The sequence below is a fragment of the Serratia sp. CY82433 genome (genome assembly GCF_052166535.1).
Taxonomy (GTDB): Bacteria; Pseudomonadota; Gammaproteobacteria; order Enterobacterales; family Enterobacteriaceae; genus Serratia; species Serratia sarumanii.
Genome location: NZ_JBJNOR010000003.1, coordinates 256347 through 281794 on the forward strand (window position 1 = coordinate 256347; position 25448 = coordinate 281794).

General features: G+C 59.8%; 23 protein-coding genes, 1 tRNA gene and 1 riboswitch. Of the genes, 15 read left to right on the forward strand and 9 right to left on the reverse strand.

Going from position 1 to position 25448, the window contains the following annotated elements:
- Window positions 1-18 precede the first annotated feature (18 nt).
- The 7 genes from ACJ8PI_RS17525 (at window position 19) to ACJ8PI_RS17555 (ending at window position 5908) form a co-directional block, all read left to right on the forward strand.
- Entirely contained in the window at window positions 19-141 is a 123-nt protein-coding gene (locus tag ACJ8PI_RS17525; protein ID WP_023456045.1) for a GpE family phage tail protein, read from the forward strand.
- On the forward strand, window positions 134-2980 hold the full coding sequence (locus ACJ8PI_RS17530) for a phage tail tape measure protein (RefSeq protein WP_319861379.1): 2847 nt from the start codon (window positions 134-136) through the stop codon (window positions 2978-2980). The genes ACJ8PI_RS17525 and ACJ8PI_RS17530 overlap by 8 nt, the downstream gene beginning before the upstream one ends.
- Window positions 2981-2984: 4 nt before the next feature.
- Complete coding sequence (locus tag ACJ8PI_RS17535) at window positions 2985-3470, forward strand: phage tail protein (protein ID WP_319861377.1); 486 nt, start codon at window positions 2985-2987, stop codon at window positions 3468-3470.
- A complete protein-coding gene (locus tag ACJ8PI_RS17540) occupies window positions 3467-4615 on the forward strand; it encodes a phage late control D family protein (protein ID WP_319861375.1) in 1149 nt (382 codons plus the stop codon). The genes ACJ8PI_RS17535 and ACJ8PI_RS17540 overlap by 4 nt, the downstream gene beginning before the upstream one ends.
- Window positions 4616-4705: 90 nt before the next feature.
- A complete protein-coding gene (locus ACJ8PI_RS17545) occupies window positions 4706-4936 on the forward strand; it encodes a DNA-binding transcriptional regulator (RefSeq protein WP_319861374.1) in 231 nt (76 codons plus the stop codon).
- 249 nt (window positions 4937-5185) lie between these two features.
- The gene (locus tag ACJ8PI_RS17550) at window positions 5186-5470 is read left to right on the forward strand and encodes a hypothetical protein (RefSeq protein ID WP_319861373.1); all 285 of its coding nucleotides are present in this window, start codon (window positions 5186-5188) and stop codon (window positions 5468-5470) included.
- A gap of 9 nt (window positions 5471-5479) precedes the next feature.
- Window positions 5480-5908 carry a type II toxin-antitoxin system PemK/MazF family toxin gene (locus ACJ8PI_RS17555; RefSeq protein ID WP_319861372.1) on the forward strand — a complete coding sequence of 143 codons (429 nt, stop codon included), beginning with the start codon at window positions 5480-5482 and terminating at the stop codon, window positions 5906-5908.
- A 175-nt stretch (window positions 5909-6083) separates the two neighbouring features.
- On the opposite strand, the gene ACJ8PI_RS17560 is transcribed toward ACJ8PI_RS17555, so the two are convergent.
- Window positions 6084-6159, reverse strand: a tRNA-Ile gene (locus ACJ8PI_RS17560).
- A 146-nt stretch (window positions 6160-6305) separates the two neighbouring features.
- Between ACJ8PI_RS17560 and mug the strand changes: the two genes are divergently transcribed.
- Window positions 6306-6794, forward strand: a complete 489-nt coding sequence (mug, locus tag ACJ8PI_RS17565) for a G/U mismatch-specific DNA glycosylase (RefSeq protein ID WP_033649053.1) — start codon at window positions 6306-6308, stop codon at window positions 6792-6794.
- Between the two features lie 74 nt (window positions 6795-6868).
- Here the strand turns inward: mug and rpoD are convergent, their stop codons facing one another.
- The 3 genes from rpoD to rpsU all read right to left on the reverse strand — a co-directional run bounded on the left by rpoD (window position 6869) and on the right by rpsU (window position 10968).
- Window positions 6869-8710 carry an RNA polymerase sigma factor RpoD gene (gene rpoD, locus ACJ8PI_RS17570; RefSeq protein ID WP_033636080.1) on the reverse strand — a complete coding sequence of 614 codons (1842 nt, stop codon included), beginning with the start codon at window positions 8708-8710 and terminating at the stop codon, window positions 6869-6871.
- A gap of 157 nt (window positions 8711-8867) precedes the next feature.
- The gene (gene dnaG, locus ACJ8PI_RS17575) at window positions 8868-10616 is read right to left on the reverse strand and encodes a DNA primase (RefSeq protein ID WP_025304325.1); all 1749 of its coding nucleotides are present in this window, start codon (window positions 10614-10616) and stop codon (window positions 8868-8870) included.
- A 136-nt stretch (window positions 10617-10752) separates the two neighbouring features.
- Window positions 10753-10968, reverse strand: a complete 216-nt coding sequence (gene rpsU, locus ACJ8PI_RS17580) for a 30S ribosomal protein S21 (protein ID WP_001144069.1) — start codon at window positions 10966-10968, stop codon at window positions 10753-10755.
- Window positions 10969-11293: 325 nt separating this feature from the next.
- On the opposite strand from rpsU, the gene tsaD reads away from it, so the two are divergent.
- On the forward strand, window positions 11294-12307 hold the full coding sequence (gene tsaD, locus ACJ8PI_RS17585) for a tRNA (adenosine(37)-N6)-threonylcarbamoyltransferase complex transferase subunit TsaD (protein WP_033649054.1): 1014 nt from the start codon (window positions 11294-11296) through the stop codon (window positions 12305-12307).
- Between the two features lie 30 nt (window positions 12308-12337).
- Here tsaD and plsY read toward each other — a convergent pair whose 3' ends face one another.
- A complete protein-coding gene (plsY, locus tag ACJ8PI_RS17590; RefSeq protein ID WP_033636078.1) occupies window positions 12338-12976 on the reverse strand; it encodes a glycerol-3-phosphate 1-O-acyltransferase PlsY in 639 nt (212 codons plus the stop codon).
- A 107-nt stretch (window positions 12977-13083) separates the two neighbouring features.
- On the opposite strand from plsY, the gene folB reads away from it, so the two are divergent.
- Together folB and bacA are read left to right on the forward strand one after the other, a co-directional pair.
- Window positions 13084-13443: a bifunctional dihydroneopterin aldolase/7,8-dihydroneopterin epimerase gene (folB, locus tag ACJ8PI_RS17595; RefSeq protein WP_033636077.1), complete on the forward strand. Its 360-nt coding sequence runs from the start codon at window positions 13084-13086 to the stop codon at window positions 13441-13443.
- Between the two features lie 136 nt (window positions 13444-13579).
- On the forward strand, window positions 13580-14404 hold the full coding sequence (bacA, locus tag ACJ8PI_RS17600) for an undecaprenyl-diphosphate phosphatase (RefSeq protein ID WP_164134660.1): 825 nt from the start codon (window positions 13580-13582) through the stop codon (window positions 14402-14404).
- A gap of 39 nt (window positions 14405-14443) precedes the next feature.
- Here bacA and ACJ8PI_RS17605 read toward each other — a convergent pair whose 3' ends face one another.
- Together ACJ8PI_RS17605 and ACJ8PI_RS17610 are read right to left on the reverse strand one after the other, a co-directional pair.
- Window positions 14444-15688, reverse strand: a complete 1245-nt coding sequence (locus ACJ8PI_RS17605; RefSeq protein WP_164134659.1) for a multifunctional CCA addition/repair protein — start codon at window positions 15686-15688, stop codon at window positions 14444-14446.
- Window positions 15689-15810: 122 nt separating this feature from the next.
- Entirely contained in the window at window positions 15811-16431 is a 621-nt protein-coding gene (locus ACJ8PI_RS17610; protein ID WP_019453078.1) for a TIGR04211 family SH3 domain-containing protein, read from the reverse strand.
- Window positions 16432-16709: 278 nt separating this feature from the next.
- Between ACJ8PI_RS17610 and ACJ8PI_RS17615 the strand changes: the two genes are divergently transcribed.
- The 3 genes from ACJ8PI_RS17615 (at window position 16710) to hldE (ending at window position 22408) form a co-directional block, all read left to right on the forward strand.
- Window positions 16710-18017: a CYTH domain-containing protein gene (locus tag ACJ8PI_RS17615; RefSeq protein WP_164134658.1), complete on the forward strand. Its 1308-nt coding sequence runs from the start codon at window positions 16710-16712 to the stop codon at window positions 18015-18017.
- Window positions 18018-18062: 45 nt separating this feature from the next.
- Window positions 18063-20900, forward strand: coding sequence for a bifunctional [glutamate--ammonia ligase]-adenylyl-L-tyrosine phosphorylase/[glutamate--ammonia-ligase] adenylyltransferase (glnE, locus tag ACJ8PI_RS17620; RefSeq protein ID WP_164134657.1), 2838 nt, complete (start codon window positions 18063-18065; stop codon window positions 20898-20900).
- Window positions 20901-20977: 77 nt separating this feature from the next.
- Window positions 20978-22408 (forward strand): bifunctional D-glycero-beta-D-manno-heptose-7-phosphate kinase/D-glycero-beta-D-manno-heptose 1-phosphate adenylyltransferase HldE, encoded by a 1431-nt coding sequence (gene hldE / locus ACJ8PI_RS17625; protein ID WP_043148025.1) that lies wholly within the window; start codon window positions 20978-20980, stop codon window positions 22406-22408.
- A gap of 57 nt (window positions 22409-22465) precedes the next feature.
- On the opposite strand, the gene ubiK is transcribed toward hldE, so the two are convergent.
- Window positions 22466-22741 (reverse strand): ubiquinone biosynthesis accessory factor UbiK, encoded by a 276-nt coding sequence (gene ubiK, locus ACJ8PI_RS17630; RefSeq protein WP_033654817.1) that lies wholly within the window; start codon window positions 22739-22741, stop codon window positions 22466-22468.
- A gap of 147 nt (window positions 22742-22888) precedes the next feature.
- A riboswitch (FMN riboswitch) is annotated at window positions 22889-23049 on the forward strand.
- A gap of 109 nt (window positions 23050-23158) precedes the next feature.
- On the opposite strand from ubiK, the gene ribB reads away from it, so the two are divergent.
- Window positions 23159-23812, forward strand: coding sequence for a 3,4-dihydroxy-2-butanone-4-phosphate synthase (gene ribB, locus ACJ8PI_RS17635; protein WP_033636071.1), 654 nt, complete (start codon window positions 23159-23161; stop codon window positions 23810-23812).
- Window positions 23813-23865: 53 nt separating this feature from the next.
- Here the strand turns inward: ribB and ACJ8PI_RS17640 are convergent, their stop codons facing one another.
- Entirely contained in the window at window positions 23866-25398 is a 1533-nt protein-coding gene (locus ACJ8PI_RS17640) for an alkaline phosphatase (RefSeq protein WP_164097515.1), read from the reverse strand.
- Window positions 25399-25448: the final 50 nt, after the last annotated feature.

The following is a 25448-nucleotide window of genomic DNA, read 5'->3' on the forward strand; positions in this document are numbered from 1 at the left end:
CTGGGCGTTGATGACCTGATGGCGGACATCGCGGTGATCTTCCACTGGCCGCCGTCTGAAATGGCCGGAATGACGCTCACGGAGCTGTTGAACTGGCGCCATTTGGCACTACAACGCAGCGGAGTTAATCACGATGAGTAAAAGCCTGCAGCTACAGGTGCTGCTGAAGGCCGTAGACCAAGCCACCCGCCCGCTAAAGAGTATCCAACAGGCAAGCAAACAGCTTGCCGGTGACATCAAAACCACGCAGCAAACCCTCAAGGCTCTGGACGCGCAAAGCGCCCGGATTGACGGGTTTCGCAAGGCGCAGGGACAGCTTGCCGTTACCGGCAAGGCACTGAAGAAAGCCAAGGAAGAGGCGGCCGCGCTGGCCGTCCAGTTCAAGGCGACGGAAAAGCCCACGGCGCAGCAAGCGCGCTTGCTGGAGGCATCAAAGCGCGCCGCCGCCGAGCTGCAAACGAAATACAACGGCCTGCGCCAGTCGGTGCAGCGCCAGCGTGACGCGCTCAACGCTGACGGCATCGCTACCCGGAACCTGAGCGCAGAACAGCGCCGGTTGAAGGCCAGCGCCAGCGAAGCTACGACAGCGCTTGGCCGCCAGCGCGGCGAGCTGGATCGCCTGAGCAAGAAACAAGAGCAGGTTAATCGCGTCGGCGCGCGTTACCGGGCCGGGCAATCGGCAACTGCGGCTGTCCGTAATACCAGCGCGGCCGGGCTGGGTATCGCTACCGCCGGGCTGGTCGCTGAAGGGGCGTTTATTGCGCCGGGGGTGCAGTTCGACAGGCAGATGTCAGACACGCAAGCCACGCTCGGACTATCGAAGAACGACCAGCAACTGGCCGCCATTCGCCAGCAGGCGCGGGATATTGGCGCCACGACCGCGTTTTCGCCGACGGATGTCGCGCGCACGCAATCCGTATTGGCGAAATCTGGCTTTAACGGCGATGCCATTCTGAAATCGACCGAATCAACGGTAAATCTGGCGCTGGCCTCCGATCTGGACATCGCCGACGCGGCCGACATCATCACCAACATGCAATCGGCGTTTAACATGCCGATAGACGAGATCCAGCGCGTCGCGGATGTGATGACTAAAGGTTTCACCAGCTCGAACAGCAACCTGATGGATTTTGGCGAGGCGATGAAGTACGTCGCGCCGATCGCCGAGGCGGCTGGGGCCAGTATCGAGGACACCACCGCCTTGCTGGGCGTGTTGGCAGATAACGGCATCAAGGGGTCTATGGCCGGTACGGCGGCCAGTGCGATGTTTACGCGGTTACAGGCGCCCGTCGGGCAGGCGGCTGATGCGTTGTCAGAATTGGGCGTAAAAACAAAGGACGGCAAAGGGAACATGCTGCCGATCGCGAACATCCTCAAGAAAATTAACGGCTCGTTTAAAACCAACAAGCTCGGCACCGCGCAGCAGGCCGAATACCTGAAAGTCATTTTTGGCGAAGAGGCGATGAAAGGCGCTATCAAGCTGATTGACGCCGCCGGTAACGGCAAGCTGAGCGAAAAACACAGCACCGTCACCCAGTCAAAAGGGGCTACGGCCCAGATTGCCCGAGTGAAGGTGGACAACCTCGACGGCGACCTGAAAAACCTGTTTTCGGCGTGGGAGGACGTGCGCATTGAGGTGTTCGACGGCCAGAATTCAGCGCTGCGCAAACTCACGGTTTCCGCCACCGAATGGCTCACCAAGGCGGGGGCATGGGTGAAGGCCAATCCTGAGCTGGTCGGCACGCTGGTGAAAGTCACGGCGGGCGTTACGGCCCTGATCGGTGGCCTCGCTGCGCTGGGCCTTATTGCATGGCCGGTGATGGCCGGGGTCAATATGTTGATCGCCGGGGCCGGGCTGCTGGGAACGGTCTTTACCACCGTCGGCGCCGGGATTGCGGCCGCATTCAGTGTGATCACCTTGCCGGTGGTTGCGGCGGCGGCGGTGATTGCCGGTGTGGCGTTGACTATCCGTAAATATTGGGAGCCTATCAGCGCCTTTTTGACGGGCATCGGCGAAGGCTTCAGCGCCGCTTTCGCGCCGATGCGCGCCGCGCTTGTCCCGCTGGCAGGCGCATTTACGCCGCTGCTTAGCATGGTGCGCAACGTGTGGCAGTGGTTCGGCAAGCTGATCGAGCCGGTGAAATCCTCACAGGCCGAACTCCAGACCGCCGCGCGCTATGGCCGCATGTTTGGTGAGTGGATCGCGGCCGGATTGAGCCTGCCGCTGCAGCTGTTGGGCGGATTGCCCGGCCTGCTGACCGGCATCTGGGGCGTTGCGAGCGGTATCGCGGAGCGTGCCGCCGCCGTCTGGGACACCATCGGCGAGCGTGTTAACGCGGCATGGCTGGCGCTGAGCGCCGCCACGGTTCAGGCATGGGATCGGCTGACTGGCTGGCTTAATGGCAAATGGGAGGGGCTGGTAAATGGGGCTAAAGCGCTGCCGGGGCAGTTCAAAGAAGCCGGGATGAACATGATTAACGGGGTCATTGACGGCATTAGCGAGCGCTGGCAGGCGCTGAAAGACAAGTTTTCCAGCCTCACGGATATGCTGCCGGACTGGATGAAATTTGGCGACGATGAGGCGGAGGTTAACCCGGCGATTTCATACAATCGCCCGGCGCCTGAGCTGATGCCGGGGCCGGGCTATGCGGGGGCATTCGACAAGGGCGGCATCATCCCGCGCGGCCAGTTCGGCATCGTCGGCGAGCGTGGCCCGGAGATTGTCAACGGCCCGGCCAACGTCACCGGGCGCCGGAAAACGGCGGCGCTGTCGGCGGCGATGTTATCGCTGTCAACGCCGGTGATGGCGTCGGCCCCGGCTGCCGCATCCGCTACGGCGCCAGCCCCGATCACGATTCAGGTGTACGGCGCCCCCGGTCAAGATGCGGCCTCCATTGCGCGCGAAGTCTCGCGCCAGCTTGAGGCCGAACGACGCAAACACGCGGCGGCCGCGCGTAGCCGCATGAACTACGAAGGGTAAAACCATGATGTTAACGCTGGGCCTGTTTGTTTTTATGCTGCAGACGCTGCCGTATCAATCCATGAACCGCAACGCGGAATATCGCTGGCCGAGCAACGGCCGCGTTGGCCTGCGCCCGGCGGCGCAATTTCTGGGGATGGATGAGGAAAAAATTACGCTGTCCGGGGTGCTGCTGCCGGAGATCACCGGCGGCCGCTGGTCACTGCCGACGCTGCAACTGATGGCCGAGCAGGGCCGGGCGTGGCCGCTGATTGAAGGCACCGGCACGATTTACGGCATGTTTGTGATCGAGTCGATTTCTGAAACGCACTCCGAGTTTTTCGCCGACGGCAGCCCGCGCCGCACAGAGTTCACGCTCAACATGAAGCGGGTCGATGAATCCCTGTCGGCGATGTTTGGCGATCTGCGCCAGCAGGCCGGGGAACTGTACGATAAAGCCGGAGAGATGGCCGGGAAGGCCGCCGGAGAGATGGGAGGGTTGTTATCATGATCACCGGCGTAAGCCTGCCAGCCGGGGCGCGAGTTGCCCCGGATTTCTCGCTGTTGCTGCAGGATAACGACATCACGCAGAACATCCGCAAGCGGCTGATTTCTCTATCGCTGACGGATAACCGGGGCTTTGAGGCTGATCAGCTCGACATCGAACTGGACGACAGCGACGGACTGATGGCGATGCCTCAGCGCAATGCGGTGCTGTCGCTGGCGCTCGGCTGGCAAGGCTCGCCATTGACGCCAAAAGGCCAGTTTACGGTCGATGAGGTCGAACACCGGGGCGCGCCGGACACGTTGACTATTCGCGCGCGTAGCGCGGATTTTCGCGGCTCGCTGAACACCCGGCGCGATGAGTCCTACCACGACACCACCCTGGGCGACATTGTGCAGAAGGTGGCTGCGCGCAATAAGCTGAAAGCCTCGCTGGCCGCCGGTCTGGGCACCATCAAAATCAGCCATATTGACCAGACGCAGGAGACGGACGCGGCATTTATTACCCGACTCGCAACGCTCAACGGCGCGGTGGCGGCGGTGAAAAATGGCACTCTGCTGTTGTTGCGACCGGGGAACGGCGCCACGGTAGGCGGGAAGCCGTTGCCGGTGTATACCATCACCCGGCAGGATGGCGATCAGCACAGTTTCAGCATTGCCGATCGGGATGCCTACACAGGCGTTACGGCGAGCTGGCTCAACACAAAACAGCCGAAGCCGAAGAAAGTGAAGCTGCAGCGCAAGCCAAAAGAGCAGCATTTGCGTGCGCTGCAACACCCGAAGGCGAAGCCGGGCAGCAGTAAAAAACCGGGGAAACCGGCGGAGGCGGCGAAAGGCGACTATCTGGTGGGGGCTGACGATAACGTGTTTGCGATCACCAAAATTTACGCCACCAAGGCCGCCGCGATGCGCGCCGCACAGGCCAAGTGGGAAAAGCTTCAGCGCGGTGTGGCTGAGTTCTCACTGTCGCTGGCGATGGGCCGGGCCAACATCACCCCGGAAACGCCGGTACGCGTCAGCGGGTTTAAAGCGGCGATCGATGCGCAAGACTGGATAGTGAGCAAAGTTACGCACAATTTGAGTAACGGCGGTTTTACGACGGCACTGGAGTTTGAGGTTTTGCTGTCGGATGTGAATTATGAAGTCACATAAAGTGAATTGTAAATTCACTTAAAGTTTATTTTGTTTCTAATCTTGGGGGGTATTATCGGCCGAAATTGAATTAGTGATGAGGAGTTAATCATGTTTCATTGCCCATTATGCCAAACGGCAGCACATGCCCGCACTAGCCGCTATCTGAGTCAACACACGAAAGAGCGGTACCATCAGTGCCAAAACATCAACTGTGGTCACACATTTAAGACGATGGAGACTTACGACAGTGCAATTATGACGCCGGGGCATGTAACAGCAGCACCACCACACCCTGTAGGTGTCAGTATTGCAGGGCAGCAACAGGTTATGTGGATGTAACAAGCTATAGAAGCATAACCGCGTGAGGTGTGAGTTTTTCTACCTAAGATTAAGATATTAAATTGATATCAATGTGCTTGACTAAGATATATCAATTTGATATCTTGACGATGTAGTAAAAGTAACATCCCCAAGCATAAAAAAGGAATAAAAAATGATCAATATAATCAATCTAATCATTCGAAGATTCGAATAACTGCAAGAGAGGTGAAAGATAGTCAACTTAGTAACAAACCGGAGTAATCAAATATGACAGTACACGTCGTTAAAAAAACCGGCGACTTTGTCCTTCGCTTACGCGAACAAGATACGCCGAATGCTATCAGCGGTTTCACGCTTGAAAAGCTGATGACGGTAACAGGAATGACCAAAACCGAGTTAACCCACATGGCACTTCGTAAACTGGCAGATGCTTTTTTGCCGCATTACGAGAGAGATGATGGCCCACTCACAACCGCGCAAATCCGTGCCATCCGTGAACGCTCAACGGCTAGCGGAAAATCGGAGGAGCGATTTAATAAGAGTCTTTTATAAGGAGAGAGAATGACGACCGCTGCTAAACCTTTTCCACAACTGCCAGAACCCGGTGATATTGTTTGGTGCCTTTACCCTGAGTTACCAAGAAATCCCGGCCAACCCGGCCCGAAACCACGACCTGCATTGATCTTGAAGGTGTCAGAGGCAGACCACGAAGTGATGGTTGTCTATGGGACGAGCCAGAAAACACACAGGATTTATCCAACTGAGTTTGTACTCAAAAAGGTAGATCCCGGTTTTGCCCTATCAGGGCTGGCTTATGATACGAAGTTCGATATGTCTGTTCGCATCGACCTTCCTTACGATAGCGACTGGTTTGATCTCGCCCCCATAAAAAATGGGAATGCTACGACGTCGCCGGTAATGGGTGCACTACATCCGACTTACATGGATGCTGTTAGGCGTGCAGACGCTGAAGTACAAAAGGCAGCTTAGGTAACATCCATCTACCAGAAGAAAAAGAAACCCCGTCATACTCTGGCGGGTTTTTTTATGCACGAAAAATCATTGTCTTTAAAAATTCATCGCCATTTCATCGCCATCGCCATTTCACTAAACAAAAAAGCCAGCGGTTAGACTTGATTAATTTTATGTTATACAAGCAAAAAATTGGTGGCCCCTGTTGGGTTTGAACCAACGACCAAGCGATTATGAGTCGCCTGCTCTAACCACTGAGCTAAGGGGCCAAGCCGCGAGATTATAGGGAATCCTTAAGCGGCGGTCTACTGTTACTCGCCCGTATGTTGCTTTTCTGCACAGTTCTAGCCTGTTGTAATTGCTGGCGGATTTTGCGATAACCGCAGTAAATCCCTGCAATGGACTCACGACACTCATGGAACTTCTGGCGCCCAATCTGCGGGTGGTGTTTTGCGGCATCAACCCCGGTCTTTCTTCCGCCCATCAGGGCTATCCTTTCGCCAACGGCAGCAATCGCTTCTGGAAGGTGATCCATCAGGCCGGCTTTACCGAGAGCCAGCTGGCGCCGGAGCAGTGGCAGCAGTTGAAGGACAACGGCTGCGGCATTACCGCGCTGGTGGCGCGCCCGACGGTGGCGGCCAGCGAGCTGTCGCGCGACGAGCTGCGTAGCGGCGGTGAGGCGCTGCAAGAGAAGATCCTGCGCTATCAGCCGCGCGCGCTGGCGATTTTGGGCAAGCAGGCGTTCACCACCGCCTTCGGGGTGAAAAATGCGCCCTGGGGCAAGCAGACGCTGACGTTGGGGGAAACCGAGGTGTGGGTATTGCCCAACCCCAGCGGATTGAACCGCGCCACCCTGGAGCAGCTTACCGCCAGCTATCGCGAGCTGTTCCTGGCGCTGCAATGATGCGGCGAGGCGTATTCAGGGCATAAAAAAACCCCGGCAGGCCGGGGTTTTTGTTTTTGCTGCGGCAGCCGGACTTAGTCGTCCAGGAAGCTGCGCAGCACTTCGGAGCGGCTTGGGTGACGCAGCTTGCGCAGCGCCTTGGCTTCGATCTGACGGATACGCTCACGGGTAACGTCAAACTGCTTCCCTACCTCTTCCAGCGTGTGGTCGGTGTTCATGTCGATACCGAAACGCATGCGCAGCACTTTCGCTTCGCGCGCGGTCAGGCCGGCCAGCACGTCGTGGGTGGCGGAACGCAGGCTTTCCGAGGTCGCGGAATCCAGCGGCAGCTCGAGGGTGGTATCCTCGATGAAGTCGCCCAGATGCGAATCTTCGTCGTCGCCGATCGGCGTCTCCATCGAGATTGGCTCTTTGGCGATCTTCAGCACTTTGCGGATCTTGTCTTCCGGCATCAGCATGCGCTCGGCCAGCTCTTCCGGCGTCGGCTCGCGGCCCATCTCTTGCAGCATCTGGCGCGAAATACGGTTGAGCTTGTTGATGGTCTCAATCATATGCACCGGAATACGGATGGTGCGCGCCTGGTCGGCGATGGAGCGGGTGATAGCCTGACGGATCCACCAGGTGGCGTACGTCGAGAACTTGTAGCCGCGGCGGTATTCGAACTTGTCTACCGCTTTCATCAGGCCGATGTTGCCTTCCTGAATCAGATCCAGGAACTGCAGGCCGCGGTTGGTGTATTTCTTGGCGATGGAAATAACCAGACGCAGGTTGGCCTCAACCATTTCTTTCTTCGCGCGGCGCGCTTTCGCTTCACCGATCGACATGCGACGGTTGATGTCTTTGACCTGCTCAATGGTCAGGCCGGTTTCTTCTTCGATCTGACGCAGTTTCTGCAGGCTGCGCTGCACGTCTTCGGCCACGTCTTTCAGCTTTTCCGACCATGGCTTGGCCATCGCCAGCGCGGCTTCGAACCAGGAATCGCTGGTTTCGTTGCCGGCGAACAGGGTGACGAAGTTTTTCTTCGGCATTTTGCACTGTTCAACGCACAGCTTCATGATGATGCGTTCCTGGGTGCGAACGCGGTCCATCATGGTGCGCATGCTGTTGACCAGGAAGTCGAACTGTTTCGGCACCAGGCGGAACTGCTTGAACACTTCGGACAGCTTCAGGATCTCGTCCGCGGCGCTGGCGTGGCTGCGGCCGTTCTTCTTGATCACCAAGCGCGTCGCTTCATACTGATCGCGCAGCTCGGCGAACTTCTGACGCGCCAGCTCAGGATCGATGCTGTTGTCGTCTTCGGTGTCGTCCTCTTCGGCATCCTCATCTTCTTCGTCGTCGTCTTGCTCTTCGCTCGACAGTTCGGAACCGATGTGGGTGGCGGTTGGGGCGATGTCCTCTTCCGCGTTAGGATCGACGAAGCCGGTGATCAGGTCGGACAGGCGCGCTTCGCCCGCTTCGACGCGATCGTACTGTTCAAGCAGGTAGGTAATGGCTTCCGGGTATTCGGCAACCGAGCACTGCACCTGGTTGATGCCGTCTTCGATGCGCTTGGCGATGTCGATTTCGCCTTCGCGCGTCAGCAGTTCGACGGTACCCATTTCGCGCATGTACATGCGCACCGGGTCGGTGGTGCGGCCGATTTCGGATTCCACGCTGGACAGAACCTGTGCGGCGGCTTCTTCCGCATCTTCGTCCGTGCTGTTCGAGTTTTCGGCGAGCAGCAGGTCATCGGCGTCCGGTGCTTCTTCCATCACCTGGATGCCCATGTCGTTAATCATCTGGATGATGTCTTCGATCTGATCGGAGTCGACGATATCTTCCGGCAGATGGTCATTGACCTCAGCATAGGTCAGATAGCCTTGCTCCTTACCACGGGTGACAAGTAGCTTCAGCTGTGACTGCGGGTTTTGCTCCATAAGACGGTATCCACACTTCAGAGTATTTAGGTTGGTGTCGGTCGGCGAAACCGCCAACAATAGCATTTGGGGCGTTTTCGTTATCGCCGCGGCCCACTATGGCGGCACTGTGCAGGGCTCTGCCCTCGCAATTATCGGCACTTAAGCCGTTTGGTATTCAGTTTTTCTTCGCTAAAACCTGGTTGAGGGAACGGACTTCTTCACGTTCCTCCGGGCTCAGGCCGCGCGTTCTGGCCTGGGCGATCAGCGTTTCCAGCCGTTGCTCGAGCACCGAGTCGTACAGGCTGGCCAACGTATCCAAAAAGGTCTGCTCGACCATATCCTCAACGATCATATGGTTCCAGGTCGCCAAGGTTTCAAGCTGCTGGCTGAATTTGTTGTCGCGATACAGCTCCAGCAATTGCCCGGTCGTCAGGCCCGGCTGCGCCAAACAGGTCTGCACCAGTTCGACGAACAGCGGCAATCCCGCCTGTTTGGTCTGCTCCAGCCCTTCAAGCGAAGGGATAAGTGTAGCCAACTGCGGATTTTGCACCAGTAGCCCTATCAGTATACGCATGGTTGTGCGTTTTAGCTGGGGCGCCTGATAAGGATTCGCATTTTCCGCCTGCTTGGGCATCAGCTTGTCGAGCTGGCTATCGTCCAGCAGCCCCAGCTTGTTGCCGAGCTCCTGGCGCAGGTACAAGCGCAACGTTTCGCCCGGCACCTGAGTAATCAGCGGCAGCGCCAGCGTGCTCAGCTTAGCGCGCCCGTCCGGGCTGCTCAGATCCACCTGCGGCAGCAGGCTTTCGAACAGGAAAGTGGACAGCGGCTGCGCCTGCTCCATTCGCTGTTCGAAGGCTTCTTTACCTTCCTTGCGCACCAGGGTGTCCGGGTCTTCGCCGTCAGGCAAAAACATGAACCGCAGCTGGCGCCCGTCGTTCAGGTACGGCAACGCGGTTTCCAACGCCCGCCATGCCGCTTCGCGGCCGGCGCGGTCGCCGTCGTAACAGCAGACGACGTTGTCGGTGGCGCGGAACAGCAGCTGAATGTGTTCAGCCGTCGTCGAGGTTCCGAGCGAGGCGACGGCATAATCGATGCCGAATTGCGCCAACGCCACCACGTCCATATACCCTTCCACCACCAGCAGCCGCTGCAGGGTAGGGTGGTTCTGCTGTGCTTCATACAGGCCGTAAAGCTGGCGGCCCTTATGGAAAACTTCGGTTTCCGGCGAGTTCAGGTACTTCGGCATGCCATCGCCCAATACGCGGCCGCCGAAGGCGATCACGCGCCCGCGTTTGTCGCGGATGGGGAACATCACCCGTTCGCGGAAACGGTCGTACGAACGCCCCTGATCGTTAGTCACCAGCATGCCGGCATCGTTCAATGCGCGGCGCGAGTCGGCGTCGCGGCCGAAACGCTTCAGGGCGTTGTCCCATCCCGCCGGCGCGAAGCCGATGGCGAAATGGCGAATAACGTCGTCACTTAATCCGCGCTGCTGCAAATAGCTGCGCGCCGGTGCCCCGGAGGACTGCTGCAGTGACTGTTGATAGAACGCGCTGAGCTGCTCCATCAGTTGGTACAGGCTCTGGCGCTGATGGCGTTCGATCTGGGTTGGCCCGGTGCCCGCTTCGTAAGGCACTTCCAGCCCGTGCATGGTCGCCAGCTCTTCGATGGTTTCGACAAACTCAAGCCGGTCGTAATTCATCAAAAAGTCGACGGCGTTGCCGTGCGCACCACACCCAAAACAGTGATAAAACTGCTTTTCGCCATTAACGGTAAATGAAGGCGTCTTTTCGTGGTGGAACGGACAGCACGCGTGGTAGTTCTTGCCTTGCTTCTTGAGCTTCACGCGGGCGTCGATCAGATCGACGATGTCGGTGCGAGCCAGCAAGTCATTGATAAATACGCGCGGAATTCGTCCAGCCATAAGCCCTTACTTCATTAGCCTATAAACGAGAACAAGCCGCGCATTCCTTTCGGAAAGCACGGCCTTCGTATGCAACTACTCGGTCTGCGCGATTTTGAAAATCAGAAATTCACGCGGTGGGGTTGCCCCCGAAGAATTAATACAGACGAGTGCGGCGTGCGTTTTCGCGAGCCAGTTTCTTCGCGTGACGTTTCACAGCAGAAGCTTTAGCGCGTTTACGTTCGGTAGTTGGTTTTTCATAAAACTCACGACGACGAACTTCAGCTAAAACACCCGCTTTTTCGCAAGAGCGTTTGAAACGACGCAGAGCAACGTCAAATGGCTCGTTTTCACGTACTTTAATTACCGGCATGTGCCTCTCACCTCAATAAAATTCGGTTTGTTGCTGGCCAAGCGCCAGCCTTTTCAAAATGGTGCGGAATTTTACTCCAATGGATGCTGCTTTGTAAAGCACCACAGCAAATTGAAACCCGCGTCGCTCTGCCGCAACGTGCGCAATTTTGCACCGGGCGCTGATTATAGACTAATCAGAAAAAAATGCTCGTGTTTAATCGCCTGGGCATTTTCTGGATGAATCATCGACATAGGTGCGAGCCGGTGACAAGATGCGCCGCGCCGGCGGTAAATGCGGCGGAATGTGGTAGACTGGCGGCCGCACGTGAATGATGGGAAATGTAATGCGAGTACTGGGTATAGAAACGTCCTGCGATGAAACCGGAATTGCAGTGTATGACGATCAAACCGGTTTGTTGGCCAACCAATTATACAGCCAGGTGAAGCTGCACGCCGACTACGGCGGCGTGGTGCCGGAACTGGCCTCCCGCGATCACGTGCGCAAAACCGTGCCGCTGATTCAGGCGGCGCTGAAAGAGGCCAACCTGACCCCGGCCGACATCGACGGCGTGGCCTACACCGCCGGGCCGGGTCTGGTGGGGGCGCTGCTGGTCGGCGCGACCGTCGGGCGCGCGCTGGCGTTCGCCTGGAACGTGCCGGCGGTGCCGGTGCACCATATGGAAGGCCACCTGCTGGCACCGATGCTGGAAGACAATCCGCCGGCATTCCCGTTCGTCGCGCTGCTGGTCTCCGGCGGCCACACCCAGCTGATCAGCGTCACCGGCATCGGTGAGTATGAGCTGCTGGGCGAGTCGATCGACGACGCGGCCGGCGAAGCGTTCGACAAGACCGCCAAGCTGCTCGGCCTGGATTATCCCGGCGGGCCGATGCTGTCGAAGATGGCGCAGCAGGGCACGGCGGGGCGCTTCACCTTCCCGCGGCCGATGACCGATCGTCCGGGGCTGGACTTCAGTTTCTCCGGGCTGAAAACCTTCGCCGCCAACACCATCCGCTCCAACGGCAACGACGATCAGACGCGTGCCGACATCGCCCGCGCCTTCGAGGATGCGGTGGTGGATACGCTGGCGATCAAATGCAAACGCGCGCTGGAGCAGACCGGCTTCAAGCGCCTGGTGATGGCCGGCGGCGTAAGCGCCAACCGCACGCTGCGCACCAAACTGGCGGAGATGATGCATAAACGCGGTGGGGAAGTGTTCTATGCCCGCCCGGAATTTTGCACCGACAACGGCGCGATGATCGCCTATGCCGGCATGGTGCGCCTGAAGAGCGGCGCCAACCCGGAGCTGAGCGTTTCGGTGCGGCCGCGCTGGCCGCTGGCGGAATTGCCTGCGGTATAAAACAAAGGGCCGGATTATCCGGCCCTTCTGCTATTCGTCTTTCGGCTGGTCGCCGTTATCAGCGTCGTTTTTCTTCTTGCGCAGCTTGCCCCAAATCTTGCCTTCCTGGCCGCGCCACAGGCGCTGAATATTGTCGTGATGCCGCATCAGGATCAGGCAGGAGAGCATCGCTACCGGGAAGGTGAACTGCGGTTTGAACCACCAGACGTAGAACGGGGCGATCAGCGCGCTGACGATGGCGCCGAGCGAAGAGTAACCGCTGAGCAGCACCGTCAACAGCCAGGTACCGGTCATCAGGCCGGTCAGATCCCAGCCGATAGGTGCGATGGCGCCAAACGCCGTCGCCACGCCTTTACCGCCGCGGAAGTGGAAGAACACCGGATAGATGTGCCCCAGGCAGGCGGCGATCGCCGTCAGACCGAGGTACAGCGGCGGCACATCGAGCTTGTAGGCCAGCCAGACCGGCAGCATCCCTTTCAGAATATCGAACACCAGCACCGCCGCCGCCGCCAGCCGGCCGCCGATGCGCAGGACGTTGGTCGCCCCGGGGTTTCCTGAGCCATGTTCACGCGGATCCGGCAGCCTGGCGATCCGGCAAACCAGGATCGCACTGGAAATCGAGCCGCACAGATACGCGAAGATAATCATGCCAAGCGCGGTAGCACTCATAACGCGGTTCCGTTTAATAATGGTCGTTTTACTCGCAACATCCATGGATAATACGCACATTCCGCTGGAAGTGGTATCCGGCAAGGCCAAAAACAGAGAATGACGTGATGGATATCGTATTTATTGAAGAGCTTACCGTAATTACCACCATTGGCGTTTATGAGTGGGAACAGGGCATTCGTCAGAAGCTGGTGTTCGATATCGAAATGGGCTGGGATAACCGGCCGGCCGCCGCCAGCGACGACGTAACTGACTGTCTGAGCTATGCCGACGTCAGCGACGCCGTGATCCGGCACGTTGAATCGAACCGGTTCGCGCTGGTGGAACGCGTGGCAGAGGAAATATCCGAAATTTTGCTTCAGCGCTTCAATTCCCCGTGGGTCCGTATTAAGGTCAGCAAACCGGGCGCTGTAGCACATGCCAATCGGGTCGGCGTGATCATTGAGCGCGGCACTCGTCCCGCATGATTTTATGTCATCTGCTTGCAACGAAAGACCGTTAAGCTGGTCTTAATCCTGAGAATTGTTTTAGCGGCATTGTCTTTAAGCACTGCCGCTTTTTTATGTTTATGTTAGTCGCAAATTTATGGGGTGAGCGAAGCACATGACGGACATGCATTCACTGTTTATTGCGTTTGTTCTTGGGGTTGTCGAGGGATTAACCGAATTTCTGCCGGTGTCTTCCACCGGGCATATGATCATCGTTGGCGAGTGGCTGGGCTTTACCGGCGACAAAGCCAAGACCTTTGAAGTCATCATCCAACTGGGGTCGATCCTGGCGGTGGTAGTGATGTTCTGGCGCCGGTTGTTCGGCCTGATCGGCATCCATTTCGGCGGCAAGCCGGTGGAGCACGAGGGCAAAACCCGCGGCCAGCTGAAGCTGGGGCACATCCTGTTGGGGATGATCCCGGCAGTGGTGCTGGGGTTGATATTCCACGATGTCATTAAATCGCTGTTCGCGCCGAAAAACGTGATGTACGCGTTGGTGGTCGGCGGCCTGCTGCTGTTGACGGCGGAATGGCTGAAGCCGAAGAAGCCGCGTGCGGAAGGGCTGGATGACATCACCTACCGGCAGGCGTTTTTGATCGGTTGCTTCCAGTGCCTGGCGCTGTGGCCGGGCTTCTCCCGTTCGGGTTCCACTATCGCCGGCGGTATGCTGGTGGGCGTGAACCGCTATGCGGCGTCCGAGTTCTCCTTCATTTTGGCGGTGCCGATGATGATAGGCGCCAGCGGCCTGGATCTGTATAAGAGCCTGCACTTCCTGACTTGGGGCGACCTGCCGATGTTCGCCGTCGGTTTCGTTACTGCCTTCGTAGTGGCGCTGATTGCGATCAAAACCTTCCTGTCGCTGATCAAACGCATCTCGTTCGTGCCGTTCGCCATCTACCGCTTTATCGTGGCGGCCGTGGTTTACATGGTGTTCCTGTAAGCCCGATGCCAGGAAAAAACCCCGCTCTGCGGGGTTTTTTTATGCCTGATCGTTGAGGATGGTTTGATTGAGCTTCCAGTCGGCCAGCGCCTGCTGGCGACGGCGTTTGAGCTCGTCGCGGATCGCGGTGCCCTGCAGCCCGCTGGCTACCACTTCTTTAATAGATACCGCGTTCGCCACCTGATACGCCTGGCGCAGATAGTCGCCCTGCGGATAAGGATTCTCCTCAAAGCCGGTACGGCCGCGCGCATCCGCTTCGCTGGTCAGGATCATCTGCTCCAGCCGTTGCGGTTTGCGCCAGACGTCGATGGCGTCGAACAGCTTCAACAGGGTCTCCGGACGCAGCTTGTTCACGGTGTGGATCAAATCATGGTACTCGGCCACCAGCTTGCTCAAATCCCGTACCGGGTTGGGCACCCGCAGCCGCTGGCACAGCGCTTCGACCAGCCGCACGCCCGCCGGGCCGTGGCCGTGGTGATGCGGCCAGAACTCTTTCGGCGTCAACCCTTTGCCGAGATCGTGGCACAGGGTGGCGAAGCGCACGTCCACCTCCGGCGTGAGGCGGGCGGCAATCGCCAACGCCATCAGCGTATGTACGCCGGTGTCGATCTCCGGGTGCCACTTGGCGGGAGCCGGCACGCCGAACAGCGCATCGATTTCCGGGAACAGCACCGCCAGCGCACCGCAATCGCGCAGCACCTGAAAATAGACCTGCGGGCTCTGGCTTTGCAGCGCCTTTTCGGTTTCCTTCCAGACGCGTTCGGCGGTCAGCGCGGCCAGTTCACCGCTGTGCGCCATCTGGCGCATCAGGGCGAACGTTTCGTCGGCGATGCGAAAACCCAGATGGGCGAAGCGGGCATTGAATCGCGCCACGCGCAGTACGCGCAGCGGATCTTCGCCGAACGCGTCGGAAACGTGGCGCAGCACGCGCGCCTGCAGATCGGCCACGCCGCCGTAAGGATCAATCAGCTCTCCTTCGGCGGAGCGGGCGATGGCGTTGATGGTCAGATCGCGCCGCAGCAGATCTTCTTCCAGCGTCACGTCCGGCGCGGCATAGCAGGTAAAACCGGTGTACCCCTGGCCGGATTTGCGCTCGGTGCGCGCCAGCGCGTACTCCTCGTGGGAGTCGGGGTTGAGGAACACCGGAAAATCTTTGCCGACCTGCTGGTAGCCCAACGCCAGCAGCTCTGCCGGCGTGGCGCCCACCACCACCCAATCATGATCGACCACCGGAATATTGAGCAGGCTGTCGCGAACGGCGCCGCCGACCAGATAAATCTGCACTGTTGACTCCTGAATATCGTGTAAGGCTCTGTCTATCAGATTACATGAATTGGCCGCGGGATGTCGGCGCCAATGAAAAGGGCGCCCGCAGGCGCCCATACTCAAACTGAACGATACTGAGATCAGTTCATCCAGCGGTTGTTGTTCTTGCGGCGCGGGATCAGGTGCGGCAACAGCAGGCCCAGCAGCAAACCGACGCCGGCGACGCCGCCGCCGTACATGAACCACTGCAGGATAATGGTGCGCTGCTTGTCGTCGAGCTGCAGGTTAACGGCGTTGACCTTCTTCTGCGCGACCACCAGCTGGTTTTTCAGATCCTGGTTTTCCTTCTGCAGGCTGCTGATGGTGCTGTCGCTGCCCGCGACTTTTTCCTGCATTTCCGAGGTACGCTGGTTCCAGGTGTTGTCGATGTTGGCCAGCTTGTCGGTCAGGGTTTTCACCTGCTGTTCCAGCTCGGGCACGCGGGTGCGCAGGCTTGGCGTCTGGCTGAGCTGGTCGAGCGGGATCCAGGTGGTGCGGCCTTTCGGATCGCGGATCTGGCCGTAGTTGGTGCTGTCGTTGACGCTCAGCAGGGTCACTTCTTCACCGGCGTTGAGAGTGCCGACAATACGGTACTGATTACCTGGGCCGCTATGGACGTAAGTGCTTAACTCATCGGAGATATAGCGTTTATCTTCGGCATGTGCGGCCCAAGTGATGCTGAAGCTCAGCGCGGCAAGGCAAATCAGGCGTAATTTCTGCATTAGTTCATCGTTTCTGGGTGAATTTATGGAACGATAGTAGAGGGTTCAGTCTGACGACGCAACGCCAAAACCGGAATGAGAACTATCTTACTGTGGCTGATTCTGTGAGTTGCGCAGTGTTTTATAACGTAACAGGTTTTTTCTACAGTTAGCAGGGTTAAGGCGCCGAGAATCGCGGTAAGATAACGGCAACTGTGCGTCAGTGGGCAGCATACGGCGGGCCGAATGCGCCGCGCTGAAACCGACGTGAATGCATAACTTATTGGTGTTAAAGAATTATGACCGTTGAAATTGAACTGAAATTCATCGCCGCGCCGCAAGCGGTGGCCGCTCTGCCACACTGGCTCGCCGCCTGGCCGCATCAGCATTCCGCGCCGCAAAAACTGACCAACATCTACTTCGAAACGGCCGACAACTTCCTGCGCCGTCACGACATGGGGCTGCGCATTCGCGGTTTCGACGATCGCTATGAGATGACCATCAAAACCGCCGGTAAAGTGGTGGGCGGCCTGCACCAGCGCCCGGAATACAATGTCGCTATCGCCGAGCCGCAGCTGGCGTTGGCGCAGTTTCCTGCCGACATTTGGCCGCAGGATTGCGATATCGCAGCGTTGCAGCAGGCGTTGCAACCGCTGTTCCGTACCGATTTCGTGCGTGAGAAGTGGGTGGTTACTTACGGCCAAAGCGAGATAGAGATTGGCCTGGATCAGGGCGAGGTGCGCGCCGGTGACCAGAGCGAAGCCTTGAGCGAGATCGAGCTGGAGCTGCTGAAAGGCAATACCACCGATCTGCTGGCGTTGGCCGGTGAGCTGGCGGCGCACGACGGGCTGCGTCAGGGCAGCCTGAGCAAGGCGGCGCGCGGTTACCACCTGGCGCAGGGCAATCCGCCGCGTGAGGTGCGCCCGCTGCGGGTGCTGAAGCCGGCGACGAAGGCGACCGTCGAACAGGGGATGATCGCCGCCTTCGAGCTGGCGCTGAGCCACTGGCAGTACCATGAAGAGCTGTGGCTGCGCGGCGACGCGCAGGCGCGCGCCTCGGTGGTTGAGGCGGTCGGCACGATCCGCCAGGCGCTGGTGATCTTCGGCGGCCTGGTGCCGCGCAAGGCCAGCGCCGATCTGCGCGCCCGCCTGACCGAGCTCGAGCCGCTGTTGGCGGACAAAGCCGCGCAACCAGAGAGCCTGTGCTACAGCGCGGCCTACCTGCAATGTAAGTTAGCGCTCACATCATGGCTGGTGAGCGGCGCCTGGCGGCCGTTTATCGACGCCAAAGGGCAGGCCAAGCTGGACGGTTCTTTCAAACGCTTCAGCGACATCATGCTGGGGCGCAGCGGCGCGGAGCTGAAAGAGGCCTTCAGCCGTACGCTGAACGAAGATGAATATCAGGAACAATTGCCGCGCCTGACGCGTCAGATTTCGGCGCTGGTCCTGCTGTCGGGCGCCTACCCCGACGAGCAGACCGGCCCTTATATCGAGGCCTGGCGCGAACTGCAGGCGGCGCTGAGCGAGCGCCGCCAGGGCTGGTATGAAGCCAGCCGCAAACAGGCCTTATCGCATGCGCCATTCTGGTTAAACGGCGCGCTTCGTTAATCAAGCCGGCCCGCCAGCCGTGGGCCGCAGAACGGGTCATACACTATGTCGCCACTTTCAGCCGCGTTACAGGCTCAGGCACAGCAGGTTGTGCAGCGTTTTCAGGAAGTTCACGGCGCGGACAGCGCCTTTAGCGAGCAGGAGCAGTGGGTGCTGGCGTCGAGCGACTTCGTCAGCGACGCACTGCTCGCCCAGCCTGCTTGGCTGGCGACGCTGCGCGAACAGCCGCCGGCCCCCGGCGAGTGGCAACACTATGCCGCCTGGCTGCAGGACGAGCTGGAAGAGGTGCGCGATGAGGCGCAGCTGATGCGCACGCTGCGTCTGTTTCGCCGTGAAACGCTGGTGCGCATTGCCTGGGCGCAGGCGCAGGGGCTGTGTTCGACCGAAGAAACGCTGCTGCAGCTGAGCGGGCTGGCAGAGACGCTGATCGTCAGCGCGCGCGACTGGCTGTACCAAACCTGTTGCCGCGAGTGGGGCACGCCGTGCAACGCCGCCGGCGAGCCGCAGCCGCTGCTGATCCTCGGCATGGGCAAGCTGGGCGGTGGCGAGCTGAATTTCTCGTCGGATATCGATCTGATCTTCGCCTACCCGGAAAACGGCCAGACCCAGGGCGGGCGGCGCGAGCTGGACAATGCCCAGTTCTTCACCCGCCTGGGCCAGCGGCTGATCAAGGCGCTGGATCAGCAGACCATCGACGGCTTCGTCTATCGTGTCGATATGCGGCTGCGGCCGTTCGGCGACAGCGGCCCATTGGTGATGAGCTTCGCGGCGCTGGAAGACTACTATCAGGAGCAGGGGCGCGACTGGGAGCGCTATGCGATGGTGAAGGCGCGCCTGATGGGCGGTGCGGAAGACGCCTACAGCCAGGAGCTGCGCAAAACGCTGCGGCCGTTCGTGTTCCGTCGCTATATCGATTTCAGCGTCATCCAGTCTTTGCGCAACATGAAGGGCATGATCGCCCGTGAAGTGCGGCGGCGCGGCCTGAAGGACAACATCAAACTGGGCGCAGGCGGCATTCGCGAAATCGAATTCATCACCCAGGTATTTCAGCTGATCCGCGGCGGCCGTGAGCCGGCGCTGCAGGGGCGTTCGCTGTTGCCGACGCTGCAGGCGGTGGGTGAGCTGGGGCTGCTGGAGGCCGAGCAGGTGCGGGCGCTGAGCGCCGCCTACCTGTTCCTGCGGCGGCTGGAGAATCTGCTGCAGGCGATCGGCGATCAGCAAACCCAGACGCTGCCGCAGGATGCGCTCGACCAAGCGCGGCTGGCCTGCGGCATGGGGCTGGCGGATTGGCCGGCGCTGATGGCGACGCTGGAGGTGCACATGCAGGCGGTGCGGGCGGTGTTCGACGATCTGATCGGCGACGATAGCCCGGATATCGGCGAAGATCCCGACTACCAGCACTATCACAGCCTGTGGCAGGACGCGCTGGAGGAAAACGAGCTGGCGCCGCTGACGCCGCACCTGGACGAAGAGGGGCGCCGACAGATGCTGCGCACCATCGCCGATTTCCGCCATGACGTCGACAAGCGCACCATCGGCCCGCGCGGCCGCGACGTGCTCGATCAGCTGATGCCGCGCCTGCTGGCGGAGGTGTGCCCGCGCCAGGACGCGCCGACCGCGCTGGTGCGGCTGGCACAGCTGCTGCTCAGCATCGTCACCCGCACCACTTACCTCGAGCTGCTGGTGGAGTACCACGCGGCGCTCAGCCATCTGATCCGTCTGTGCGCCGCTTCGCCGATGGTTGCCAACCAACTGTCGCGCTACCCGCTGTTGCTGGACGAACTGCTGGATCCGGCCACGCTGTATCAGCCGGTGGCGCTGGACGCCTACCGCAGCGAGCTGCGCCAGTACCTGCTGCGGGTGCCGGAAGACGACGAAGAGCAAAAGCTGGAGGCGCTGCGCCAGTTCAAACAGGCGCAGCAGCTGCGCATCGCCGCAGCGGATATCGCCGGCGCGCTGCCGGTGATGAAAGTGAGCGACCACCTGACTTATCTGGCGGAGGCGATCATCGACGCGGTGGTGCAACAGGCCTGGAGCGACATGGTGGCGCGCTACGGCCAGCCGACCCATCTGCAGGAGCGCGAAGGGCGCGGCTTTGCGGTGATCGGCTACGGCAAGCTGGGCGGCTGGGAGCTGGGTTACAGTTCCGATCTCGATCTGGTGTTCCTGCTGGATTGCCCGCCGGAGGTGATGACCGACGGCGATCGCTGCATCGACGGCCGCCAGTTCTACCTGCGGCTGGCGCAGCGGGTGATGCATCTGTTCAGCACCCGCACTTCCTCCGGCATTCTGTATGAGGTGGACGCGCGTCTGCGGCCTTCCGGCGCCGCGGGGATGCTGGTCAGCACCGTCGAGGCGTTCGCCGATTACCAGCAAAACGAAGCCTGGACCTGGGAGCATCAGGCTCTGGTGCGCGCGCGCATCGTGCACGGCGACCCGGCGCTGCACCAGCAGTTCGACGCGATTCGGCGCGAAATCCTGTGCAAAACGCGTGATGCGGAGACCCTGAAGCGCGAAGTGCGCGAGATGCGCGAAAAGATGCGCAACCATCTCGGCAACAAGCAGCGCGATCTGTTTGATATCAAAACCGATGAGGGCGGCATTACCGACATCGAATTTATCGCCCAATATCTGGTCTTACGCTATGCGCCGGGTGAACCGCGGCTGACGCGTTGGTCAGACAACGTGCGCATCTTCGAGCTGATGGCCAATTACGACATCATGCCGGAAGAGGAGGCGCGCGCGCTGACCCAGGCCTATGTCACCATGCGCGACGAGATCCACCATCTGGCGCTGCAGGAGCATTCCGGCAAGGTCGGCAGCGAGCTGTTCACCGCCGAGCGCGAGCAGGTGCGCGCCAGCTGGGCCAAATGGCTGGATTAATACCTTTTTGCGGGTATTCCGGCGGTCTGTGGTAATATCTGCGCCACTAAAATTTTGTTCTTTTTTGGAGTTATCGGATGAAAGTTACGCTGCCTGATTTTCGCCGCGCCGGTGTGCTGGTGGTCGGTGACGTCATGTTGGATCGCTATTGGTATGGGCCGACCAGCCGCATCTCACCGGAAGCCCCGGTGCCGGTGGTCAAGGTCGACACCATCGAAGAGCGTCCCGGCGGCGCGGCTAACGTGGCGATGAACATCGCTTCGCTGGGTGCCAATTCCCGCCTGGTGGGCCTGACCGGCATCGACGATGCGGCGCGGGCGCTGAGCGCCAAGCTGAATGAAGTCAACGTGCGCTGCGACTTCGTCTCGGTGCCGACCCATCCGACCATCACCAAGCTGCGCGTGCTGTCGCGCAACCAGCAACTGATCCGTCTCGACTTCGAAGAAGGCTTCTCCAACGTCGATCCTCAGCCGATGCTGGAGCGCATTCAGCAGGCGCTGCCGCAGATCGGCGCGCTGGTGCTGTCCGATTACGCCAAGGGCGCGCTCAGCCAGGTGCAGGGCATGATCCAACTGGCGCGCGCCGCCAAGGTTCCGGTGCTGATCGATCCTAAAGGCTCTGACTTCGAACGCTATCGCGGCGCGACGCTGCTGACGCCGAACCTGTCCGAGTTCGAAGCGGTGGTGGGCCACTGCAATGATGAGGCGGAACTGGTGGCGCGCGGCATGAAGCTGGTGGCGGATTTCGAGCTGTCGGCGCTGTTGGTCACCCGTTCCGAACACGGCATGACGCTGCTGCAGCCTGGCATTGAACCGCTGCACCTGCCGACCCAGGCGCAGGAAGTGTTCGATGTGACCGGCGCCGGCGACACCGTGATCGGCGTCTTGGCCGCTTCGCTGGCCGCCGGCAATTCGCTGGAAGAGTCCTGCTTCCTGGCCAACGCCGCCGCCGGCGTGGTGGTGGGTAAGCTCGGTACCTCTACCGTGTCGCCAATCGAGCTGGAAAACGCGGTGCGCGGCCGGGCCGAAACCGGCTTTGGCGTGATGACCGAAGCGCAGTTGAAAACCGCTGTTGCTCAGGCGCGTCAGCGCGGCGAGAAAGTGGTGATGACCAACGGCATTTTCGACATTCTGCACGCCGGCCACGTCTCCTATCTGGCCAACGCCCGCAAGCTGGGCGACCGCCTGATCGTGGCGGTGAACAGCGACGCCTCGACCAAACGCCTGAAAGGGGAAAAACGCCCGGTCAACGCGCTGGAGAATCGCATGATCGTGCTGGGCGCGCTGGAAGCGGTGGATTGGGTGGTGCCGTTCGAAGAGGACACGCCGCAGCGCTTGATCGCCGACATTCTGCCGGATCTGCTGGTGAAAGGCGGCGATTACAAACCGGAAGAGATTGCCGGCAGTGCGGAAGTGTGGGCCAACGGCGGCGATGTCAAAGTGTTGAACTTTGAAGACGGGCTGTCGACCACCAACATCATCAAAGCGATCAAAGACGGGCGCGGCTAACGCCGGGCGACCGAAAGAACAGGGGCGCGCGGTTCAGGTGCGCGCCCTTGGCGGGAATTATTCGTCTTCCTGCTTGGCGGCCGGTGCCGCGCTCAGCTTGCTTTCCAGCTCGGCCAGGCGCTGTTCCAACAGCGCCAGCTTCTCGCGGGTGCGCAACAGCACCTGAGTCTGCACGTCGAACTCTTCGCGGTTAACCAAATCCAGGCGGGTCAGCTGCGACTGCAGCACCTGACGGATTTTTTTCTCAACGTCTTCCCCGAATTCACGAACGCCTTTAGGCATGGACTCATGAACCTGGCGTGCGATTTGTTCGATTTTTTTCGGGTCAATCATGGCGTATCCCTTTCAGAGTTTAATTGCTGCCGCTTAGTGTAATGCGAGTTGCCCGCCGGATAAACACCATTAAGCGCATTCGCCGCGCGTGGCCGAATTGTGCTTTTGCCAATTGCCCTGTCTACCCATTAGCGTTATAGTCATCCTGCTTATTCTCAGGGCGGGGTGAAAGTCCCCACCGGCGGTAAATCACCTTCTACGGTGAAAGCCCGCGAGCGCTCAGCCAGCCTGTAAAGGCCGGTTAGAGGTCAGCAGATCCGGTGCAATTCCGGGGCCGACGGTTATAGTCCGGATGGGAGAGAGTAACGGTATCTGCCGGGCTTGCGCCCGCTTGCGTTATTTTTTTAGCTATTGCTAGCTACTCCTCAAGATCGCCCTGGTTCTGGTAATCCATAATTTTTAATGAGGTTTTTTACCATGAATCAGACGCTACTTTCAGACTTCGGCACGCCGACAGAACGCGTTGAACGCGCGATCGACGCACTGCGCAACGGGCGCGGCGTAATGGTGCTCGATGATGAAAACCGTGAAAACGAAGGTGACATGATCTTCGCCGCGGAAACCATGACCGTTGAGCAGATGGCGCTGACCATTCGCCACGGCAGCGGTATCGTGTGCCTGTGCATCACCGAAGAACGCCGTCAGCAGCTTGAGCTGCCGATGATGGTGACCAACAACTCCAGCCAATTCCAGACCGCCTTCACCGTGACCATCGAAGCGGCGCAGGGCGTGACCACCGGGGTTTCCGCTTCCGATCGCCTGACCACCATCCGTGCGGCGGTGGCAGACAGCGCCAAGCCGAGCGATCTGAACCGTCCGGGCCACGTGTTCCCGCTGCGCGCGCAGCCGGGCGGCGTGCTGAGCCGTCGCGGCCACACCGAAGCGACCATCGATCTGGTTTCCATGGCCGGTTTCAAACCTGCCGGCGTGCTGTGTGAACTGACCAACGACGATGGCAGCATGGCGCACGCGCCGGAAGTGATCGCCTTCGCCAAACAGCACGACATGGTGGTGCTGACCATCGAGGATCTGGTGGCCTACCGTCAGGCGCACGAGAAAAAGGCCAGCTGATAGCCGGTCGCTTTCAACGATAAAAAAAGCCGCGTAACGCGGCTTTTTTGTGGTTATCGTTCTGACAGGCGTTCGCCGATGCGGCTGGCGTAATTCATCACGTGGAAGGTGTAGTTCTCTTCCACCGTACCCTGGAACAGATGGGCCCAGGGGCCGATGGCGTAGATGCCGAGATCTTCCCCGCCGTGGGTCTCGCTTTTCAGCGGCACCAGCGCCGGCTGAATAAAGTCGGGCGCGGTGGCCTGTTCCATGGTCAATGTCGGGCGTTCGGTCAGCGGGATCGTGCCGCCGGGGCCATTGGCGAAACCGACGGTGGTATAAGGCTTGCCGTCGCTGCCCAGCCGCGGTTTGCCGTCGACGCCGACGGAAATGCCGAGGATAGGATTACCCCGCTTGGCATAGCCGGCGATGGTCAATGTGTGGCTGTGATCGCCGGTCACGATCACCAGGGTTTCGTCCAGGTTGACCTTGTCGACGATGGTTTTCACCGCCTCGTTCAGGGCGACCGCGTCGCTCAGCGTACGGTAGGCGTTACCGTTGTGGCTACCGTGATCGATGCGTCCGCCCTCCACCAACAGCAGGTAGCCTTCGGGATTCCTGGCCAGAATATCGATGGCCTTGCTGGTCATTTCCGCCAGCGAGGGTTCTCCCGCCGCGTCTTGCCGCCGATCGTGCTCGAAGTTCATGTGCGACGGCTCGAACAGGGCCAGCAGATGATCGACCTTACCCGGTTCGATTTTGTCGAACTGCGCCTGATTCCAGACGTATTGCCCGCGCTCGCCATAGCGTTGCAGCCAGGCCTGCGTCAGATCGCGGCCATCCTTTCTGGCACCTTTCTTGCCGGGGTATTCCGGATCGCTCACGCTATCGGGCAGGAAGTTGGTGCGCCCGCCGCCCATCGCCACGTTAAGGCCGTTGCCGTACTTCATTTCCACCAGCTGGCGCGCGATATCGCGGCAGCCTGCGGCCAGAGCCGCTGCCGGCATTTTGGCGTCGGATTCCCAATCGCGGTTGGCGATATGGGCATAGGTCGCGCCCGGCGTGGCGTGGGTGATGGTGGCGGTCGTCACGGCGCCGGTGGCCATGCCGAGCGTTGCGGCCATCTCCCACAGCGTGGTGACGGTCTTGGTTTGCTGATCCTCGCAATTGTTGAGGGTGGCCGTATGGTTGAGGCCCATCAGATCGTTGATGGTTTTGACGCCGGTGGTCATCGCCACCGCGCTGGGCGCGGAGTCGGTGATTTGGGCGTCGGCGGAGTAGGTTTTGGCCGCCGCCAGATAGGGGAAGGCCTCCCAGGCCAGCACGTTGGATTCGCCGTCCACGCCGCGCTGCTGCCCTTCAAAAATGCGGGCGGCGGTCACGGTGGAAAACCCCATGCCGTCGCCGACCACCAGAATGACGTTTTTGGCGCGGTTGGTGTTTGGCGTCTGTTTCAGCCGCTGTTGCAGCTGAGCTTGCGCCTGAAGGAAGTAAGGATCTTCGCGCTGCGTCAGCTGCGCGTTGTCCGCCGCGCCGGCGGTGGCCGTCCAGCCGGTGAGCAAGGATATGGAAAGCGCCAGGCGGGTTGCCAGTGTGAGTCTGAACATGAATTCCTCCTTGGTGAGACGTAATTCCCATCGCGCGGCGGGGTTGCCTG

Excerpts from the sequence above, each read along its gene's own strand:
- ACJ8PI_RS17525 (WP_023456045.1), top strand. The coding sequence starts at position 19 with ATGGCGGACATCGCGGTGATCTTCCACTGGCCGCCGTCTGAAATGGCC.
- ACJ8PI_RS17530 (WP_319861379.1), top strand. The coding sequence starts at position 134 with ATGAGTAAAAGCCTGCAGCTACAGGTGCTGCTGAAGGCCGTAGACCAA.
- ACJ8PI_RS17535 (WP_319861377.1), top strand. The coding sequence starts at position 2,985 with ATGATGTTAACGCTGGGCCTGTTTGTTTTTATGCTGCAGACGCTGCCG.
- ACJ8PI_RS17540 (WP_319861375.1), top strand. The coding sequence starts at position 3,467 with ATGATCACCGGCGTAAGCCTGCCAGCCGGGGCGCGAGTTGCCCCGGAT.
- ACJ8PI_RS17545 (WP_319861374.1), top strand. The coding sequence starts at position 4,706 with ATGTTTCATTGCCCATTATGCCAAACGGCAGCACATGCCCGCACTAGC.
- ACJ8PI_RS17550 (WP_319861373.1), top strand. The coding sequence starts at position 5,186 with ATGACAGTACACGTCGTTAAAAAAACCGGCGACTTTGTCCTTCGCTTA.
- ACJ8PI_RS17555 (WP_319861372.1), top strand. The coding sequence starts at position 5,480 with ATGACGACCGCTGCTAAACCTTTTCCACAACTGCCAGAACCCGGTGAT.
- mug (WP_033649053.1), top strand. The coding sequence starts at position 6,306 with ATGGAACTTCTGGCGCCCAATCTGCGGGTGGTGTTTTGCGGCATCAAC.
- rpoD (WP_033636080.1), bottom strand. The coding sequence starts at position 8,710 with ATGGAGCAAAACCCGCAGTCACAGCTGAAGCTACTTGTCACCCGTGGT.
- dnaG (WP_025304325.1), bottom strand. The coding sequence starts at position 10,616 with ATGGCTGGACGAATTCCGCGCGTATTTATCAATGACTTGCTGGCTCGC.
- rpsU (WP_001144069.1), bottom strand. The coding sequence starts at position 10,968 with ATGCCGGTAATTAAAGTACGTGAAAACGAGCCATTTGACGTTGCTCTG.
- tsaD (WP_033649054.1), top strand. The coding sequence starts at position 11,294 with ATGCGAGTACTGGGTATAGAAACGTCCTGCGATGAAACCGGAATTGCA.
- plsY (WP_033636078.1), bottom strand. The coding sequence starts at position 12,976 with ATGAGTGCTACCGCGCTTGGCATGATTATCTTCGCGTATCTGTGCGGC.
- folB (WP_033636077.1), top strand. The coding sequence starts at position 13,084 with ATGGATATCGTATTTATTGAAGAGCTTACCGTAATTACCACCATTGGC.
- bacA (WP_164134660.1), top strand. The coding sequence starts at position 13,580 with ATGACGGACATGCATTCACTGTTTATTGCGTTTGTTCTTGGGGTTGTC.
- ACJ8PI_RS17610 (WP_019453078.1), bottom strand. The coding sequence starts at position 16,431 with ATGCAGAAATTACGCCTGATTTGCCTTGCCGCGCTGAGCTTCAGCATC.
- ACJ8PI_RS17615 (WP_164134658.1), top strand. The coding sequence starts at position 16,710 with ATGACCGTTGAAATTGAACTGAAATTCATCGCCGCGCCGCAAGCGGTG.
- glnE (WP_164134657.1), top strand. The coding sequence starts at position 18,063 with ATGTCGCCACTTTCAGCCGCGTTACAGGCTCAGGCACAGCAGGTTGTG.
- hldE (WP_043148025.1), top strand. The coding sequence starts at position 20,978 with ATGAAAGTTACGCTGCCTGATTTTCGCCGCGCCGGTGTGCTGGTGGTC.
- ubiK (WP_033654817.1), bottom strand. The coding sequence starts at position 22,741 with ATGATTGACCCGAAAAAAATCGAACAAATCGCACGCCAGGTTCATGAG.
- ribB (WP_033636071.1), top strand. The coding sequence starts at position 23,159 with ATGAATCAGACGCTACTTTCAGACTTCGGCACGCCGACAGAACGCGTT.
- ACJ8PI_RS17640 (WP_164097515.1), bottom strand. The coding sequence starts at position 25,398 with ATGTTCAGACTCACACTGGCAACCCGCCTGGCGCTTTCCATATCCTTG.